The 16,531-nt window shown below is 41.7% G+C and carries 13 protein-coding genes; all 13 read right to left on the bottom strand.

Going from position 1 to position 16,531, the window contains the following annotated elements; all coding sequences use genetic code 11:
- Nucleotides 1-444: 444 nt before the first annotated feature.
- The 13 genes from AAEZ02_RS10250 to AAEZ02_RS10190 all read right to left on the bottom strand — a co-directional run bounded on the left by AAEZ02_RS10250 (nucleotide 445) and on the right by AAEZ02_RS10190 (nucleotide 16,490).
- Nucleotides 445-822, bottom strand: a complete 378-nt coding sequence (locus tag AAEZ02_RS10250; RefSeq protein ID WP_124013638.1) for a rhodanese-like domain-containing protein — start codon at nucleotides 820-822, stop codon at nucleotides 445-447.
- Between the two features lie 13 nt (nucleotides 823-835).
- Nucleotides 836-1,048 (bottom strand): YgaP family membrane protein, encoded by a 213-nt coding sequence (locus AAEZ02_RS10245; RefSeq protein ID WP_124013637.1) that lies wholly within the window; start codon nucleotides 1,046-1,048, stop codon nucleotides 836-838.
- A 45-nt stretch (nucleotides 1,049-1,093) separates the two neighbouring features.
- Nucleotides 1,094-4,366 (bottom strand): efflux RND transporter permease subunit, encoded by a 3,273-nt coding sequence (locus AAEZ02_RS10240; protein WP_124013636.1) that lies wholly within the window; start codon nucleotides 4,364-4,366, stop codon nucleotides 1,094-1,096.
- Between the two features lie 5 nt (nucleotides 4,367-4,371).
- Nucleotides 4,372-5,421: an efflux RND transporter periplasmic adaptor subunit gene (locus AAEZ02_RS10235; protein WP_124013635.1), complete on the bottom strand. Its 1,050-nt coding sequence runs from the start codon at nucleotides 5,419-5,421 to the stop codon at nucleotides 4,372-4,374.
- Nucleotides 5,422-5,662: 241 nt separating this feature from the next.
- On the bottom strand, nucleotides 5,663-6,946 hold the full coding sequence (locus tag AAEZ02_RS10230) for an OmpP1/FadL family transporter (RefSeq protein ID WP_124013634.1): 1,284 nt from the start codon (nucleotides 6,944-6,946) through the stop codon (nucleotides 5,663-5,665).
- A gap of 428 nt (nucleotides 6,947-7,374) precedes the next feature.
- Nucleotides 7,375-8,832: a sodium/proline symporter PutP gene (gene putP / locus AAEZ02_RS10225; RefSeq protein WP_124013633.1), complete on the bottom strand. Its 1,458-nt coding sequence runs from the start codon at nucleotides 8,830-8,832 to the stop codon at nucleotides 7,375-7,377.
- 134 nt (nucleotides 8,833-8,966) lie between these two features.
- The gene (locus AAEZ02_RS10220) at nucleotides 8,967-9,674 is read right to left on the bottom strand and encodes a DUF3379 domain-containing protein (protein WP_124013632.1); all 708 of its coding nucleotides are present in this window, start codon (nucleotides 9,672-9,674) and stop codon (nucleotides 8,967-8,969) included.
- Nucleotides 9,667-10,230 (bottom strand): sigma-70 family RNA polymerase sigma factor, encoded by a 564-nt coding sequence (locus tag AAEZ02_RS10215; protein WP_101030234.1) that lies wholly within the window; start codon nucleotides 10,228-10,230, stop codon nucleotides 9,667-9,669. The genes AAEZ02_RS10220 and AAEZ02_RS10215 overlap by 8 nt, the downstream gene beginning before the upstream one ends.
- Nucleotides 10,231-10,331: 101 nt before the next feature.
- Nucleotides 10,332-11,960 carry a BatD family protein gene (locus tag AAEZ02_RS10210; protein WP_124013631.1) on the bottom strand — a complete coding sequence of 543 codons (1,629 nt, stop codon included), beginning with the start codon at nucleotides 11,958-11,960 and terminating at the stop codon, nucleotides 10,332-10,334.
- Nucleotides 11,954-14,008, bottom strand: coding sequence for a VWA domain-containing protein (locus AAEZ02_RS10205; protein WP_124013630.1), 2,055 nt, complete (start codon nucleotides 14,006-14,008; stop codon nucleotides 11,954-11,956). The genes AAEZ02_RS10210 and AAEZ02_RS10205 overlap by 7 nt, the downstream gene beginning before the upstream one ends.
- Nucleotides 14,008-15,012, bottom strand: coding sequence for a vWA domain-containing protein (locus AAEZ02_RS10200; RefSeq protein ID WP_124013629.1), 1,005 nt, complete (start codon nucleotides 15,010-15,012; stop codon nucleotides 14,008-14,010). Before AAEZ02_RS10200 ends, AAEZ02_RS10205 begins: the two co-directional genes overlap by 1 nt.
- Nucleotides 15,012-15,554, bottom strand: coding sequence for a DUF4381 domain-containing protein (locus AAEZ02_RS10195; RefSeq protein ID WP_351122957.1), 543 nt, complete (start codon nucleotides 15,552-15,554; stop codon nucleotides 15,012-15,014). The genes AAEZ02_RS10200 and AAEZ02_RS10195 overlap by 1 nt, the downstream gene beginning before the upstream one ends.
- Nucleotides 15,555-16,490, bottom strand: a complete 936-nt coding sequence (locus tag AAEZ02_RS10190; RefSeq protein WP_124013627.1) for a DUF58 domain-containing protein — start codon at nucleotides 16,488-16,490, stop codon at nucleotides 15,555-15,557. It lies immediately after the preceding gene.
- Nucleotides 16,491-16,531: the final 41 nt, after the last annotated feature.

Genomic DNA, 16,531 nt, shown 5'->3' with positions numbered 1-16,531 from the left:
ATAATTATGTTTTATTGATAAGCTTATTCTGCCTATCTGTATAAAAGGTAATCACTTTTTCGGTGCATGTAAACAAGATGTTAACTAGTGTCGTTGGTAAACGAGTGGCTTAAACTCTACTATATGAATATTTATTTGTTATAATTGAATTAAAAATCATATTGCCGCCCTAAAATAGAACGTTATCTATCTAATTATAATCGAGTTAATGTTATAATCCGCTTAACTTAAAAGTGAATAGATAAAGCTGTATATGCTAATAAATAATTAACTAATACTAAGTGTAAACAATACTTTGCGGAATGATGAATATGGAACGATACTGATAAAAAGAGTGTATTGATACTAGGGGGTTAGGCAAGGCAAGCCATTAGGTTATTGAACTTAAAACCACAGTAATAGACCTGTGGTTTTAGACTTGGTTGATATAGCTGATTGCTAAGATTATCGTGATGACATCAAAGTGTCGAAACCGCCAGCGTTATAGGTGTTGCTGTAACCTTGTTTTACTAATGATTCCTGTGCAATACCACTACGGCGACCGCTATGACAATATAATACAAGGTCAGTATCTTTGGCCAAGTTAAGTTTTGCAAGTTCTGGCACTATTTGATCAAATGGAATGTTAATCGCACCGTCAATATGCCCCGCAGCAAACTCTTCAACAGTGCGAACATCAATTAACGTGACACCGCGATCTATTTTTTCCCATGCAACGCTAGGCTCTTGCTCTGTTGCCCAAGTTGGCATTATTGCTGCCGATAACATGACTAATAGCGCCAATATGATTTTAACAGACAAGAGCATAGATTTTTTAAACACAATAATTTCCTTGTTATTTATTTAAGGCTATTTCTGCCGCGGTTTTGATCCCAAATTTTTTCATGACCATTGCCGCAGGACAAAAGCCTGTGAAGGCACTCTGGAATAGATTAGCGCCTACAAACACGGTTAGCCAGACAAAATGTGGACTGACGGTTGCGGTTAACACAATGGATAATAAAACCATGAAGCCTGCAAAGGCCATAATACTTCTCTCTACTGACATATCGAGCTCCTTATTGGGCGTTGCCCAGTTAACAACATAATCTTGTTACTTAGCTGTGATAACGAGTTTATTTTTCATCACCGAAAAATACAATACGGGGATCACCACTAACGTTAAAATGGTTGAGATAAAAATTCCAAAAATTAAACTGATGGCTAAACCGTTAAAAATAGGGTCATCAATAATGAATAATGCGCCAATTATTGCTGCTAATGCAGTCAACATAATCGGCTTTGCCCTTACCGCACCTGAGTGGATCACGGCTCGCTCTAAGGGCACTCCCGCAGCCGTTTGTTGATTAATGAAATCAACCAATAAAATAGAGTTTCGAACAATAATGCCTGCTAATGCAATCATGCCTATCATTGACGGTGCAGTAAATTGAGCGCCTAACAAAGCGTGTCCAGGCATAACGCCGATAATGGTTAATGGAATTGGCGCCATGATGATTAACGGCACGATATAAGATTTAAATTGACCCACAACGAGTAAGTAAATCGCAATCATACCGACGGCGTATGCAATGCCCATATCACGGAAAGTTTCATAGGTGATTTTCCATTCACCGTCCCACAAAATGGAAACGTCGGTTAATCCATCTGGCTGATTCACCAGATTTTGTTTAATAGGATAACTTGAGTTACCTTGTTCATTTTGTTGATTAATTTGACTGACCATATCAAACATGCCATAAAGTGGGCTACCTGTTGGCCCTGCCATATCGGCAATAACCATTATCATAGGCACCATATTTTTATGAACAATAGGTGCATTAATCACTTGTTGTTGCACCTTAACTAATTCTGTCAGTGGTACTGTTTCACCTGATTGAGTCGGTAGGCGTAATAACAAGACTTGCTTTAGATCTACTTTAGCGGCTTCATCAAGCTGTAATCTAATCGGTGTGGGATGAGCTAACTGTGCTTGATGCAAGTAACTGACGTCCTTACCATCCACGGCAGTGCTGATCGTATCCACAATACTGGCGTAAGAAACACCCATTAAGCTGGCTTTATTTCGATCAATGACCACTTGCCACTTTTGTTGTTGCGCAGGCAAATAAATATCCATATCAACAACGTATTCGGTATCTCTGAAACGTTGCAATAAGTCATTAGCTGCTTGTTCACGTAACTCGGTGTTAGGCGCATAAACCTCAGCAACTATAGGTGACCAAACCGGTGGGCCTGGTGGTACCTCAACAATTTTGATATTGGCTTGATAACGTAGGCCAATTTTTTGCAACGGCTCGCGTACAGATGATGCAATGGTATGACTGTCGCGGTCTCGATGTTTTTTATCCACTAGATTGACCTGAATTTCACCGAGCTCTTGGCTGCTGCGTAAAAAATAATGACGAACTAAGCCATTAAAATTCATAGGTGCATGGGTGCCCGCATACAACTGTAAATGCTCAACTTCTTCTACACTGCTGAGATATTGACTGAGATCTTGCAATACTCTTTGAGTTTGTTCCACAGGGGTGCCTTCAGGCATGTCGACCATCACCTGAAACTCAGACTTATTATCAAAAGGCAGCATTTTTAGTACTACAGCTTGCATTACAGGCAAGGCGATAGCGAAGGCAATCAATAATACGATCCCTAAAGCCAAGCCTTTTCGCGCTTTTGGCGCATGTTCGCCGAGTAAAAAAGGACTCATTATTCGCGTAAATAGACGTGTTAATCGATTGTCTTCTTCTACTGGTACGCCTGTGTCAGTCGCTTTATTGTTTGAGCTATGTGACTTTTTATGAGGTTTTAACAATATGCGGCTTAACCATGGGGTCATAATAAACGCGATTAATAGCGAAATAATCATTCCCATACTGGCATTAATCGGAATTGGGCTCATGTATGGACCCATTAGTCCGGATACGAATGCCATTGGCAATAGGGCGGCGATAACGGTGAAGGTGGCTAATATAGTTGGCCCACCGACTTCATCAACGGCATGAGGTATGAGCTCGCTTATGGGTTTATCACTCATTGCCATATGCCGATGAATATTCTCTACCACCACGATGGCGTCATCGACCAAGATACCAATGGAGAATATAAGTGCGAACAATGAAATTCGGTTTAGGGTGAATCCCCATGCCCAAGATGCAAATAAGGTTATGGCGAGAGTAATGATAATGGCTACACCAACGACGGCAGACTCACGAAGTCCCATGGTGAAAAATACCAGTAGTACTACCGCAGATGTGGCAAAGATCAATTTGAAAATAAGTGTATTAGATTTATCTCCAGCGGTTTTACCGTAGTTGCGAGAGATAGCGACATTGACATTATCGGGAATTAATACGTTATCGACAGCATCGATTTTGGCTAATACGGCATCAGCAATGTCGACGGCATTTTGCCCTGCCTGTTTACCAATAGCGATTGTTATAGCCGGGTAAGTACCCTTATCTGTTACGTGCCAAACATGCTGTTTAGGAATATCACTTTTAAGGCTCACATCGGCGACATCAGATAAATAAACTGCACGAGGAAATGGACTTTTCTCCGTTGTTGTATCACTCTGATTAACTTTAATCAGCAGATTATTCACATCATCAGGCGTCTGTAAAAACTGCCCCGCTTGCAGTTTTATTACTTGATTAAACTGCGTCATCGAGCCGACTGTAGACAGTTGGTTATTATCTTGTAATGTGGCACTAATATCGTTGAACGTTACGCCGAAACTGTTCATCTTGACAGGATCAATACGCACATTTAACACCATCTCGTGGCCACCTTGGCTATAAATCTCTCGAGTACCCGGTATCCGTTTTAGTTCGGTTTCTAGGCCCGATGCGACCAAGGTAAGCTGCTCTGCAGTGATGTTTGGATCTTGAGACCAGAGCGTCAACCCTACTATAGGTACGTCATCAATACCTCTAGGTTTGATTAACGGCTCACCAATGCCTGCTGCATGGTTAAACTTATCGCTGTTTGAATACAGTTGATTGTATAAATTAACCACGGCTTCATCTCGTGGAACGCCGACGTCAAAAATAGCGATAATGAGCGCGCCATCGGGCTGAGAAAATGAGTAAAGGGTATCAATGCCTTTTATTTGAGAAATGATCCGTTCTGCAGGCAAGGTGACCTGGTTTTCAACTTCCGTTGGTGTAGCTCCTGGGTAGGGGATAAACACATCTGCAAAAGTGACATCAATTTGCGGCTCTTCTTCTTTGGGGGTAATAATCACTGCAAAAAGGCCTAGTAATAAACCTAAAATAGCCAATAATGGAGTAATAGCACTGTGTTGAAATGCCTTTGCTATGGAGCCTGAAATGCCGAGTTTCATTGATTCATTTGGTGTTGTCATCAGGTTTACTCCTGACCTTTCGCTGCTGAGGACATAATTAAATATCGTCCAGCATCGATAACAATTTCATCGCCTTCCAGTAGCCCTGATAATACTTCAGCAGTATTATGTTGACGATCTATTCGGCCTATACGTACTTGGTTAAGCACTATTTCCCCCGCATTTTTGCGATACACAGAGGTTAAGTCACTGACTTGGTGTATGGCCGACAATGGGATCATCAAACTCGTTCTGCTTGGAAAGTTTACTATTACTTTGGTCCATTGACCCACAATGACATCTTGCATATTACTGACATCAAGATTGACTCTCACTTGATGTTGGTGTGTCAAAGGATCGGCAAATTGATACACTTGGATATCATTCGAAGTGATTTCATCGCCGTTTAATAATTGAATAGTAACTTGATCTTGTTGTTGCACCTGAGCAATATCTTGTTGGGGAATTTGAAATACCGCTCTAAGATGTTGATTATCATAACCGGAGAATAAGGCTTGGCCGTAGGATATCGTTTCACCTTGTTCAACGAAGCGTTGGGTCATTCGACCACTGAAAGGTGCGCTCACTACGGTGTAATTCAAACCTTCTTTAGCTTTTACTAATTGTGCTTGAGCGGCGCTGATAGCTTGTTTGCTGGATTTGGCTTTGGCAGTGGCTTCATCCATGGCACCTTTTGATATCGCCCCTTTGGGGAATAATGCTTTATAACGAATATACTGTGCTTGAGCTTCAGTGTTTAACGCTTCTGCTTTGGCGAGTTCAGCTTCAGCCCCTGCTAATCCAGCCCCTTGTTCTTTATTGGTAATTTCCAATAAAGCCGCGCCTTGTGGAACCAGGTCATTAACATCAAAATGGATATTCATGATCCGTCCCGAGGTTTGCGCAGACACAGTTGCAGCTTTAATGGCTTCAATTTTCGCATCGTATAATCGCGGTTGATATTGTTCGGAATACACCAGCTTTAATGTATCAACATCAGAGGCTTGGGCTGCGCTGGGTAAAACTATTGTGGTGAGTATGGCACCAAGGAATAAATAATTGGATAAGCGAGACATATTGATAGCCTATTCGGAAGTCTATAAGAAAATTCTAATGGACTTTCGCCTGTTACGCAACCGATATATTATAAAACTTTATAAATTAGAACTCAGTGATATAACAGCTATAAAAAAACCGCCAGTTTAAGATGAAGGCGGCTTAGTTGAAAAGGGTGCTGCTGTTCTTTAGTCCGTGGTGAGTGGACGAAAAAAAACAGTAAAGACAAATGATTAAATAGTAATAATTGAGTACTGCTAATTAGAAACTGTAGTTATATTGTACTGAGTAATAAACAGCATTAGATCGGGTTTGTGCTGAAATCTCACTGTTGTAGCCAGGCACTTGCGCAAGAAGATTGCTATTTTCTAATACAGTAACATCTTCTCCTCGGACAAAAGCAATGCCTAAATCAACGCTCGATTTTTGATTTAAATCGTAACTGACACCCGCGGTATACCAAGTACGATCAGAATCAGGGATAGATAAAGATGAATGCTGATTAACTACGCCTTGATCTGTTGCGATACCAGCCCGTAGAGTCCAATCTTGAGTGAGGTTATAGGTTGCACCTAAACTTAGGAACCACGAGTCTTTCCAGTGATATTCTTTTAAGTCTGCTTGGTCGACACCATTTGAACCGTCTTTAACCACGATTTTGTCGAATGCACTCCAATTAGTCCATTGAGCAGTATAATGCACGGCAAATTTATCCGTTAGCTGGTGGAAACCGGCAAACTGAGCAATATCAGCGATAGGAATATCTATTTCATTGTATTGAGAGTAAACGTAGTTTACATCACCTTTGGCGGTCAGTTTTGGGCTAATACGATAGCTTAGACCAAAGCGGTTATCCGGGTTAACTTCATAAACCACGCCCACAATCCCACCCAAAGCCCAGCCATCAGCATCAACATCAACTAAGTTACCAACCTGTGGGTTTTCGCTTGTACGTGTCAGGGTTCCGCTGCCATAAACCGCATCAATACCAAAACCAAAACTAAATTCATCATTCACACGATAAGACATACTGGTGTTGAAGTTAATGGTAACCACTTCGGTGTTACCCAATAAATCTACCGGCGGGGGCAGCGGTACAGCATTGCCGTTAATAGTAGGGGTTCTGTTTGCCAAGTCGCCTAAATCGGTGCCGGTGCCATAGTTACTGAATACGGCAACACCGAAAGCCATTTTATCGTTAATTGGGTTGATATAGTAAAAATTGGGGATGACTTTTGCTTCTGCAGCATGATGTTCACTACCAAAATCAACATCTTTTCCGTTAAAATTTCCTTCAGCATCCGATACCGAGACATCGATATCAGCATAAATAATGCCCAAAGATAACGCTGTTTCATCAAAAAGAGCCATTGCTGCAGGGTTACGAGATAAGACTGATGCATTGTCAGCAATAACTGCATCTCCAGCCATAGCACGACCGATACCGGTAGCTGATTGGCTATTTAACTGGAAACCGGCTGCGGATGCTTGGGTACTAATTAAGCCTACAGCCAGAGCAATAAGGGTTTTGTGGAACTTATTCATTATTATTTCCCATTTATTATTACCGTTTTGGTACAAAGTTTATTCATTTCAGATATTTGACGGTTAAAAATTAGGGCATTTTAGGTAAATGTGAACAATGTGACAACTCCGACCAGATGTTAGTTGTTGTTAATGTTATGTTAATTGTTATTTTTAATGGTGAAGTAGGTGTTTGATAGCATGACAGTATAGGTAAATTATCGTCAGTTTTAATACGACAATTAATAGGCGGGGAGATGTCAATTAACGTTTATTTATACTGAATGATGTTGAATCAAACAAATAACGATTAACCATAATCGGCTTAATATGACGTAACGTCATCTTTTTTTGGATGTTTGGTGACTTAACGCCATTACGGTAGTGAATAACTCAACCTCTGAGGGAGAGACGCTGAGTTATCAAGATCAGTGAACTACATAAAAGTACTATGATTTTAATGATTCACGAAAAGCAGTAAAGTCGGCGATAGTTTTTTGTGTTGGTGGTGATACTTTACTGACGATGACGCCAATTAACATTGCAAAAATAAATCCAGGTACGATTTCATATAAATCAAAAATCCCGCCAGTCATTTGTTTCCATATCACTACCGTTATCGCACCCACCAAAATGGTTGAAATCGCACCATTACGACTATAGTTCTGCCAAAAAAGCGATAATAACACCACGGGACCAAATGCAGCTCCAAACCCCGCCCATGCATAACTGACGAGCCCTAAAACACTGCTTTCAGGATTGAATGCAACCACTCCAGCCACTAATGCGATAGCGATAACGCCAATTCTCCCTACGAGCATTAATTCTTTGCTGCTGGCCTGGGGACGCAACCATTTAAGATAAAAATCTTCTGTGATCACACTGGAACAGACTAATAGTTGTGAATCAATCGTGCTCATGATGGCTGATAAAATAGCCGCAATCAGTAAACCGCCAATCCAAGGATTAAAGGCCACATGTGCTAAATAAATAAATACCGTTTCTGAGTTCTCAAGTGGATCGGCAGCAAAGTAAAGACTGCCAGCAATACCTGTGGCTAAGGCACCCAATAGCGACAATATCATCCAAGTCATCGCAATACGTCGGGAAAGCACTAAATCATTCGGGTTGCCGATAGCCATAAAACGAGACAAAATATGCGGTTGACCGGAATATCCTAATCCCCAGGCCAGTAAAGAGACAAGTCCAATAACCGTGGTGTTTTCATTAATAAATGACAACATGGCTGGATCAATTTTTTCAAGACCTGCTTGTGTATCTGGTTGACTAAAGATAGATATTGGCACGATGATTAATGCTATTAACATTAAGCAACCTTGAAAGAAGTCTGTCCAACTAACGGCAAAGAATCCCCCCACAAAGGTATATGAAACAATAATAAATGAGCCGATTATTAAGGCGACGGTATAATCGAGACCAAATACTTGTTCAAATAATATCGCGCCGCCCACCATGCCTGAAGATGCGTAGAAGGTGAAAAATATGATGATAGTTAACGCTGAGATCGATTTTAATAGCCCATTAGAGTCATTAAAACGGTTTTCAAAAAAATCGGGTAACGTTAAAGAATTATTGGCAACTTGGGTATAAATACGCAAACGTTTGGCGACAAATAGCCAATTAAGCCAAGCGCCAAACACTAATCCAAAACCAATCCATGCTTCGCCTAATCCGCTTAAATATACGGCACCGGGTAAACCAAGTAATAACCAACCTGACATATCTGATGCACCCACACTCAGAGCGGTTACCGCGGGGCCCATTTTTCGCCCACCGAGAATGTAATCATCGACTGTATCGGTTTTACGGTAGGCCCAGTAACCAATGCCCATCATTAAAGCCAAGTATCCGATAAAGGTAATGAGGATCGGTGTTTGAATTTCCATATGGCTTCCAATGAATTATTTTTATGGCCAACATGCTTGTAGAAGTTAAATATAGTTCACACCTTGAATTATTCAAGTGTAAAAAAATCCGCTATTCAATGAAGTAGCGGATTTTAGATTGTCATCAATATGATTTAAATAAAGGTGTTTTCAACTTCTTTTTTGATAAAATCAAGATCCGAAGCGGGTTCTCCAACCAAGACCATATAGGCATCAGCTGTTTGAAAACTTTTACCTTTATATTGGTTATCAGCAAAAGCTTCTTCTAACACAATACGGCTTTCTATGGGAACAATGAACAAGGTGACCTTGTTTCCGTGCTCGTCGGCCATCACCAAGTGCAATGATTTGACACCTTGGAAGTCACAATATGAGGTGTAAAAAACGCGCCCAGGTTGTTGGATAAACTTCGAATCACGTAATCCATCTAAACTGGCTAGTTTAAAGTTTACGTCATTAAAACCAATATCTTGTTCCATGATTAATGCTTTGGTTTCATGGTGAACATGAGCCAACGAGTTTTCGCCTAAGTTTACGGGCGTAAAGCGCAATAAACTAAAGCTGACACCCACAATAAATGCCACCGATGCAGCCATTGCCATCATATAACGAGCGTGTTTTTTACTCTTTTGATGTTGACTCAATTGCTGTCGTAAAATCAATTTATCAGCCAAATCATCAGGCACGCTAATATTGAGTGCTTGGATGAGTTTATGGTCAAAAGCTTTTAGGTCTTTGACAAATTTAGCATCGTCTTTATTTTCAGCTAAATGAGCTAAAAATTCATCGGACTGATTATTGGGGTCACCATATGCTTGGCGACGAAACTGTAGATCATCCATTTGATTGACCTCTTACCTCAGGTGCTTCGAGAGCGTCTTTTAACTGGTTTCTGGCTCTAAATAAACGTGTCATTACCGTATTTCGATTGAGCTCGAGCATGGTGGCAATTTCATCACCGCTAAACCCGCCGATCAGCTGCAATAACAGAGGTTCTCGGTATTCGATATCGAGTTTACCTATTTGACGACGTAACCAATACTGTTCAGTATCTTCTTCATGACTTGTTGAGCGAACATCTTCAAGTAATTCTTGTTCCACGTCGCTGTAGTTAAATTGTTTACGCTCAAAACGTCTGGCATTTTCCCGTCTTAAAATGGTAATTAACCATGCTTTAGCGGCTTTATCGTCATTTAAAGAGTCCAACGCTCGCCACGCTCTTAAGAACGTTTCTTGAGTAATATCTTCGGCGACATGTTTATCACCACATAGCCAAAAGGCGTAGCGAAAAATGTCGGTATGAAGGGCCCTGACAAGGCTATCGTATCGTCGTTGTTTTGTTAGCATCTCAGATAAGACCGCGGGTTCGGACTTTTTCTTTCGCAGGTAATCAAACATTTTTTAACTTTATTGAGTTAATAATATGTAACAGCTTAAAAAGGGGATGGCTTAATAGCAAGCTAAATAGCAGAATTCACCTGCTACCTAGCCTTTTGATACTAGGGGTTAAGCTCTGCAATTAACGATTTTTTATAGGTAATGGATGGTTGCTGATACGTTAAAATCGCATCCATTAGCGTTTTTTTGTCCATTGCTTGTGGTTGGCTACTGTATCTATCAGCTTGTAATTTATGAATGGCAAACGCAAGCTGTGTTGATAGTCTGCTTATTTGGGTCAAACTCATAGGCTGACCTAAGCACTGACTAAAATATTGTTGTACGGCCTTTATTGCACCACTGCTGTCATTACGATCACAGGCATGAATAATGGCATTTAATCCCGTTGTCGCATTTGTTGTAGGTATTTTTTTACGTTTGGGTGTTTCATCACTAATGGCAACGTTTGCTATCACGGCTTTACGCCATAATATGAGGGTGATTATCCAAAGTACTGCCAATATTGCGCTTATATAAGGCCAATAACCTGCGGATTCATTCTCGGTAAAACGAGCTGTTGATGGAATATTTGTCGGGGTAACAGTGCTGCCAATCACATTAATGGTACGAGCAGGAAGCGTGGCAAATTGTTGTTTTTTAAGATGCGGATTCCACCAAGGAACACGTATCTCGGGTAAGGTATAGGTGCCTGGTTTTGTTGGCACAATGGCAGTGGTTAAACTGTATTGAGATACCACTTGATTATCACGTACAAAAGTTTGTCGTAACGGCTTTTCTGGGTACGCCTTTAATCCCTCAGCAAGCGGAATGTCGATATCAGGTAAGCTGGTGTTATCGGTATTGGAAGCGATTAAACTGATAGTGCGAGTGATCGGGCTACCCACTTCAAATTCGCTGATATCATCTGGCCAGGTTTCTTTTAACACCGCAATATCACTGACCAACCATTTTCCTTGATAGCTTGGTGGCGTTGGGTTGATTTGAATGACTTGCCTTTGTGCTTCAGTTTGTATTGGACGACTTTCGTTAAAACCAAACATACCATCACGTCTTGCTGCTTCCACTAACACATCGCCTGAAAAACTCGCGCCATTAATCACCAACTCGCCAGGAAGATCGGCAATAATACCGTAGGTGCGCTCAATCACTCTAAAGCGACGACCCTCGACAATTTCGCTGCCGTCTTTGTCATCACCGATTTGCTTGACTTGCGCCCCTTCAATCACGGGGGCACTTAACACTCCGCGCTGTAATTCTACTGCAAGATATAATTTTACTTTATAAGTGATTAATTGCCCGACATAGGCGTCGGATGCAGGGGTGTCAACATCAATAAACACATTTTGTACTTCACTTGGCTGAGCACCTTGTGGTATCACTTTTAGAGTGATGGGTTGAGAGCTAACGCCAGTGATATTGAAAGCAGGTATGGTGACATTACCTAATGATTTAGGTGACAATAATATCTGCCAGCGGGTTTCTTTGCTGGTGTCAAAATTAATCATTTTGGTGCTACGGCCAACACTGGTTCTGCCGACAATAAAGTCATTGAGCAATACCGAGGTATCTAATGCGCCGGCATTGAGATCATCATCGGCAATAACATCGAGTACTAGGTATTCACCAGCAACAACCGGGTTACGGTCTACGGTTGCTTGCACTTGGCTAAGTGCAAAGACGGGGGCTGCAATGATGAATAGCAATAGGCTAAAAAAGGTTCTAATTACCACTGTTCATTATCCTTGGTAGGTTGGCTATTTTGACGACGTTTTTGGTATTCAAGTTGCATTTTGTTGCGGATCAACACTTGTGGGTCTTCATTAATGGCACGTAATGCACGCTGCATGTCAGCAGGTAAATCATCTTGGTTCATTTGCGAAGCCGATACCACTTCAGCAGAATCACTTGCTGGCTTATCTGTTGTACTTTCCTCTGTAGATGATGCACTCAATGGTTGTTTTTCGGTAGGCTGATTTTGTGCCTGGCCTGACTCTGCTTGCATGCTGGCTTCGTTACTCAGTGATTTGTCATCGCTCGGTTTTTTATCACTTTGCTGAGATTGGCTATTACTCTGTGAAGGTTCTGAATTAGCTTGCTCACCAGCTGCTTGGCTATTGTCGCTGTTTTCTTGTTTATCACTTTGTTGCTGCTGAGGATCAGACGGTTGATCTGTACTTTCCTCTGACTTGCCTTGCGATGGTTCTGCTTGATCGCTTCCAGTCTCGTTTTGTGACGGGTTCTGTTTCTGCTCATCGCTTTGTTGATTATTTTGCTCATCGTTTTGTTGATTTGATTGTGACTGTTCAGAGGATGACGAATTAGAGTTTTGCTTAGATTTGTCTGAATTTGAGTCATCTGACTGTTGGCCATCGCCTGATGGGTCTTGATTTGACTGATCAGATTGTTTTTGTTGCTCTCGTCTTTTTTTAGCCAGCTCAAGGTTTTGCTGTGCTTCAGCAAATGGAGAACGTACCTCTAGGGCTTGCTGATAACGGTTAATCGCTTCTTGATAATTGTTAAGCTGCATCAGTGCATTACCTTGATTATACAATCCGTTTGCACTGTTATCTTGCTCAAATCCTGCTAGTGCTTGTTGATAATTACCGGCTTTGTATTGCGCAGAGGCTTGCCATTGTGGGTTCTCGAATGTTTCAGCGGCTTGGGTAAATTCACCTTGCTCAAACGCTGATTGTGCTTGTTGATCTTGGGTTTTCCATAAGTCTTGCCAGATTGAGGCTTGTGCAGGTTGGCTATTGACGGCACTTAAGCTCATTAAGGTGCCAAGTAATAGTAATGGATTCAATATTAGAGTGAGCAATCCTTGTCTAAAACTCATTAACATCGGAATAATTAATAACATGGCAAGATATGGCCCCAGATCTTGCCAGGTTTCACCAACAAGTTCAGTTTCGGTTGCATCGCCTTCTGACGTTAGCCAGTGGGTTAACGTTGTGACATCGCTGCCATCGGTTTGGGCTGGCACAAGGATCCCTTGATGTTGTTGCACAAGTTGTTGCAACAAAACATAATCGGTTTTAGTCACTACCACTTCGTTACTATTATCACGCAGTAATTGGCCGTCAGCTAAACGAATGGGTGCGCCTTGCTTACTGCCAAAAGCCATGATTGATAAGCGATAACGGCCGTTGAGTGCATTTTTGGCTTGATTATATTGTTGTGCAGAAATGCCATCGGTCATAACAATAATATCACCACTGACATGGCCCCCTTGAGCCAGCAGTTTTTCTGCTAGTGATAATGCTGCCGCTAAGTTAGAGCCTTTGGTCGGCATAATATCGGGTGATAATGTAGGCAGTAAATTTAAAATGGTGCCACTGTCGCGGGTTAATGGACTAATAGTGTAAGCATCACCTGCATAGGCAATCAGCCCGGTTTCGCCTTCTTTTAATTCGTTGAGTAAATCGGTCGCTCTAAATTTAGCATAGGACAAGCGGTTCGGGCTTAAGTCAGTGGCATACATGGACTGGGACATATCCATAATGAGCACTCGTCCTTGCTCGGTAGCAAATACTGGCAGGCTTTGTTTATTCAATGCCGGTCCTGCAAGCGCGATCACTGTAATCATCCAACAGGCAATTAATAACCATTTAGGTTGATGAGTTTTATCGACTGTTTGGGTGATCAGCAACTGACTTAAATGCGGAGCAATATACTGCTTCCATGCAGATTGCTGGCTATGTTTACGCCAAAATAATGCACTTAATATCACCACCGGGATAAACCCGATTAGCCACTCTGGGCGAATAAAATGAACCATTACTCTTTCGCCTCTTTGTTAGCGTTTTTTTTAGGCACTAACTGAGCAGGCCATTGCTGTTGCAAGCTGATTAAAAAACTGATTAATAATGACATTAATAACGGCCAATAAAATAATTCACTTTTGGGGCGGTAGCTCAATTGATCTCGACTCACAGGTTCTAACTTGTCTATTTCTTGATAAATGCTTTCTAGTTCTTCACTGTTTCGGGCTCTAAAGTAACGACCTTTGGTCATGTTGGCTAATTTTTTGAGTTGGACTTCGTCTAAGTCCATTGACGGGTTAATGCGCTCTTTGCCAAAAATAGTTCGCCGTTCTAGTATTTCTGCGCCAACACCAATAGTGTAAATGGTGATATTACGTTTAGCGGCAATTTGGGCGGCAATATCGGGTTCAATATTGCCGGCATTATTAGAACCGTCCGTGAGTAAAATCAGTACACGGTTACTTTCATCTACTTTATCAAAGCGTTTAACCGCCAGCGCGATAGCTTCACCGATAGCGGTTTGCTTACCGACTAAACCTATTTGTGCATCGTCTAGAAATGTGGCCACAGAGCGACGGTCTAGGGTCAGTGGTGCTTGTAAATAAGCATGGTCAGCAAATAAAATAAGTCCGAGTCGGTCACCTTTGCGGCGTTCGATAAAGTCACTTAGGACATGTTGTATCAGGGTAAATCGGTCCACTGTTTGATTGTTTATTACCATGTCTTCAATTTGCATGCTGCCTGATAAATCGACCGCTATCATTAAATCACGACCTTTTGAAGGTAATTCAATTGGATCGCCTAGCCATTGTGGCCTAGCTACCGCTAACAATAGACATATCCACATTAACCAATAACGTTTACGGCCGCCTTTATGGCTTATTGAGTTTGTTTTTGTAACCGTAGTGGTGATGCCGGGTAATTGTAAATGTCCGCCGACATTGGTTAAATTGATGCGCTTAATTAACAACGGCAACGGCAGTAAGATTAATAACCATGGCCAGTAAAATACTAACATTAGGCCTCCTGATGGGTATGGTTGGATGTTAAGGTCGCATCACTAAAAGGACGTTTATTGCTTAGCCAGGCTTTTGCTAAATGGTGTAATTGTGCATTTTCGGTTTGATCTAAGCCACTCGCTTGATGACGCTTAACTAATAATGGACCGATTTTATGTTGTTGCCCAGGCGCGAGACGAGTATCTAACCAATCAAACCAAGGTTGACCATTGAGTTTGGCGAGGTGCTCGCGTGGTAAATAGGTTAGTGCAGTGCGTTTGAGTAAGCTATTGACTTGTGCAGCAAAGGTATCATCGTCAATATGATAATTTTCTAGCAGCGCCAGCGCTATTTTTCGCGGTGCATGATATTGATGTTGCTTGTAAAAACGGTAACTCAGCCAACTCGCTAAGGCGACAAATACTACCGCGATTATCCAATATCCTAGTGCAATAGGCATAGCGCTAATAGGATCGGGTAACGCAATATCTTGCAATTGCGCTAAAGCGGATGCTTTAGTATCGATTGGCATTGGTTGTGTTGGTAAATTCTGAGTGGTCATTTAACGTAAAATATCCAATTGTGCACTGAGAGGTTTGGCAGCATCAATAAATTTGGCTTGTACTTTGATCAAATTCATTAAGGCAAGAAATTGTTGCTGCTGTGCTTGTTGATCCGCTAACCAAGCCTCATAACTTTGCCGTGTTAAGGTCAGTTGTTGTTGGCCATCACGAACAGGTAAGGCAAATTGTTTGGGTAACGCTAAGGTCCCTTGTCTTAATGGGTCGGTGACCACAAACGCGCCGATATCACAGTGACGCGATAATTCAGTTAAGGGCGCTAAACATTGTTGGTTAATATTTTGGCCGTCGGTGATGATCCAAATAAGTGATCCCGGTTTGGCAATACGTTGCAACCGTTGGCAGGCTTTAAACATGTGACCTGGATCCGATGACAATTGATTAATTTGGCTTAATTGCTGTTGATGAACATTAATAAGTCCTGAGGTTAACTGTAAAATCCCTTGGCGACGGCTTCGCGGTTTGAGTTCTAAATGAGTACTTTCACTAGCAATTAATGCCCCGAGTCTATCGCCATGGTTAATGGCATTCCAACCTAAGGTTGTGGCTAAATGGGCCACTTGAACTGATTGTAATAGTAGCTGGGAGCCAAAATATGCACTGTGGCTCAAATCAATTAACAACAGAATAGGGCGTTCACGTTCTTCAACAAAAAGCTTGGTGTGCGCGACGCCTGTACGAGCCGTTACTCGCCAGTCGATAGTACGAACATCATCACCATTTTGGTAATGACGTACTTCGGCAAACTCCATCCCGCGGCCTTTTATCTGGCTGTTTCTGTGACCCGATAATGTTGCTTTAGCCCGCGATGAGCGATCGGGTATCGCGCGCGATAAGCTTTGACAAGCAATAAGTTCCTGCTCGTTTAAGCTCATACCATCACTGTAAAGTGGTAATGAATTAGTTTGGTTCATCATAATCTAATCATGTTTAATCGTTGGTGTCCGTATTGTAATAT

Origin of the sequence: Shewanella sp. T24-MNA-CIBAN-0130, assembly GCF_040310185.1 — a bacterium.
In the GTDB taxonomy this organism is placed as follows: Bacteria; Pseudomonadota; Gammaproteobacteria; order Enterobacterales; family Shewanellaceae; genus Shewanella; species Shewanella psychromarinicola.
Note: the sequence above shows the minus strand (reverse complement) of the source record. Positions and strands in the feature narration are given on the sequence as shown.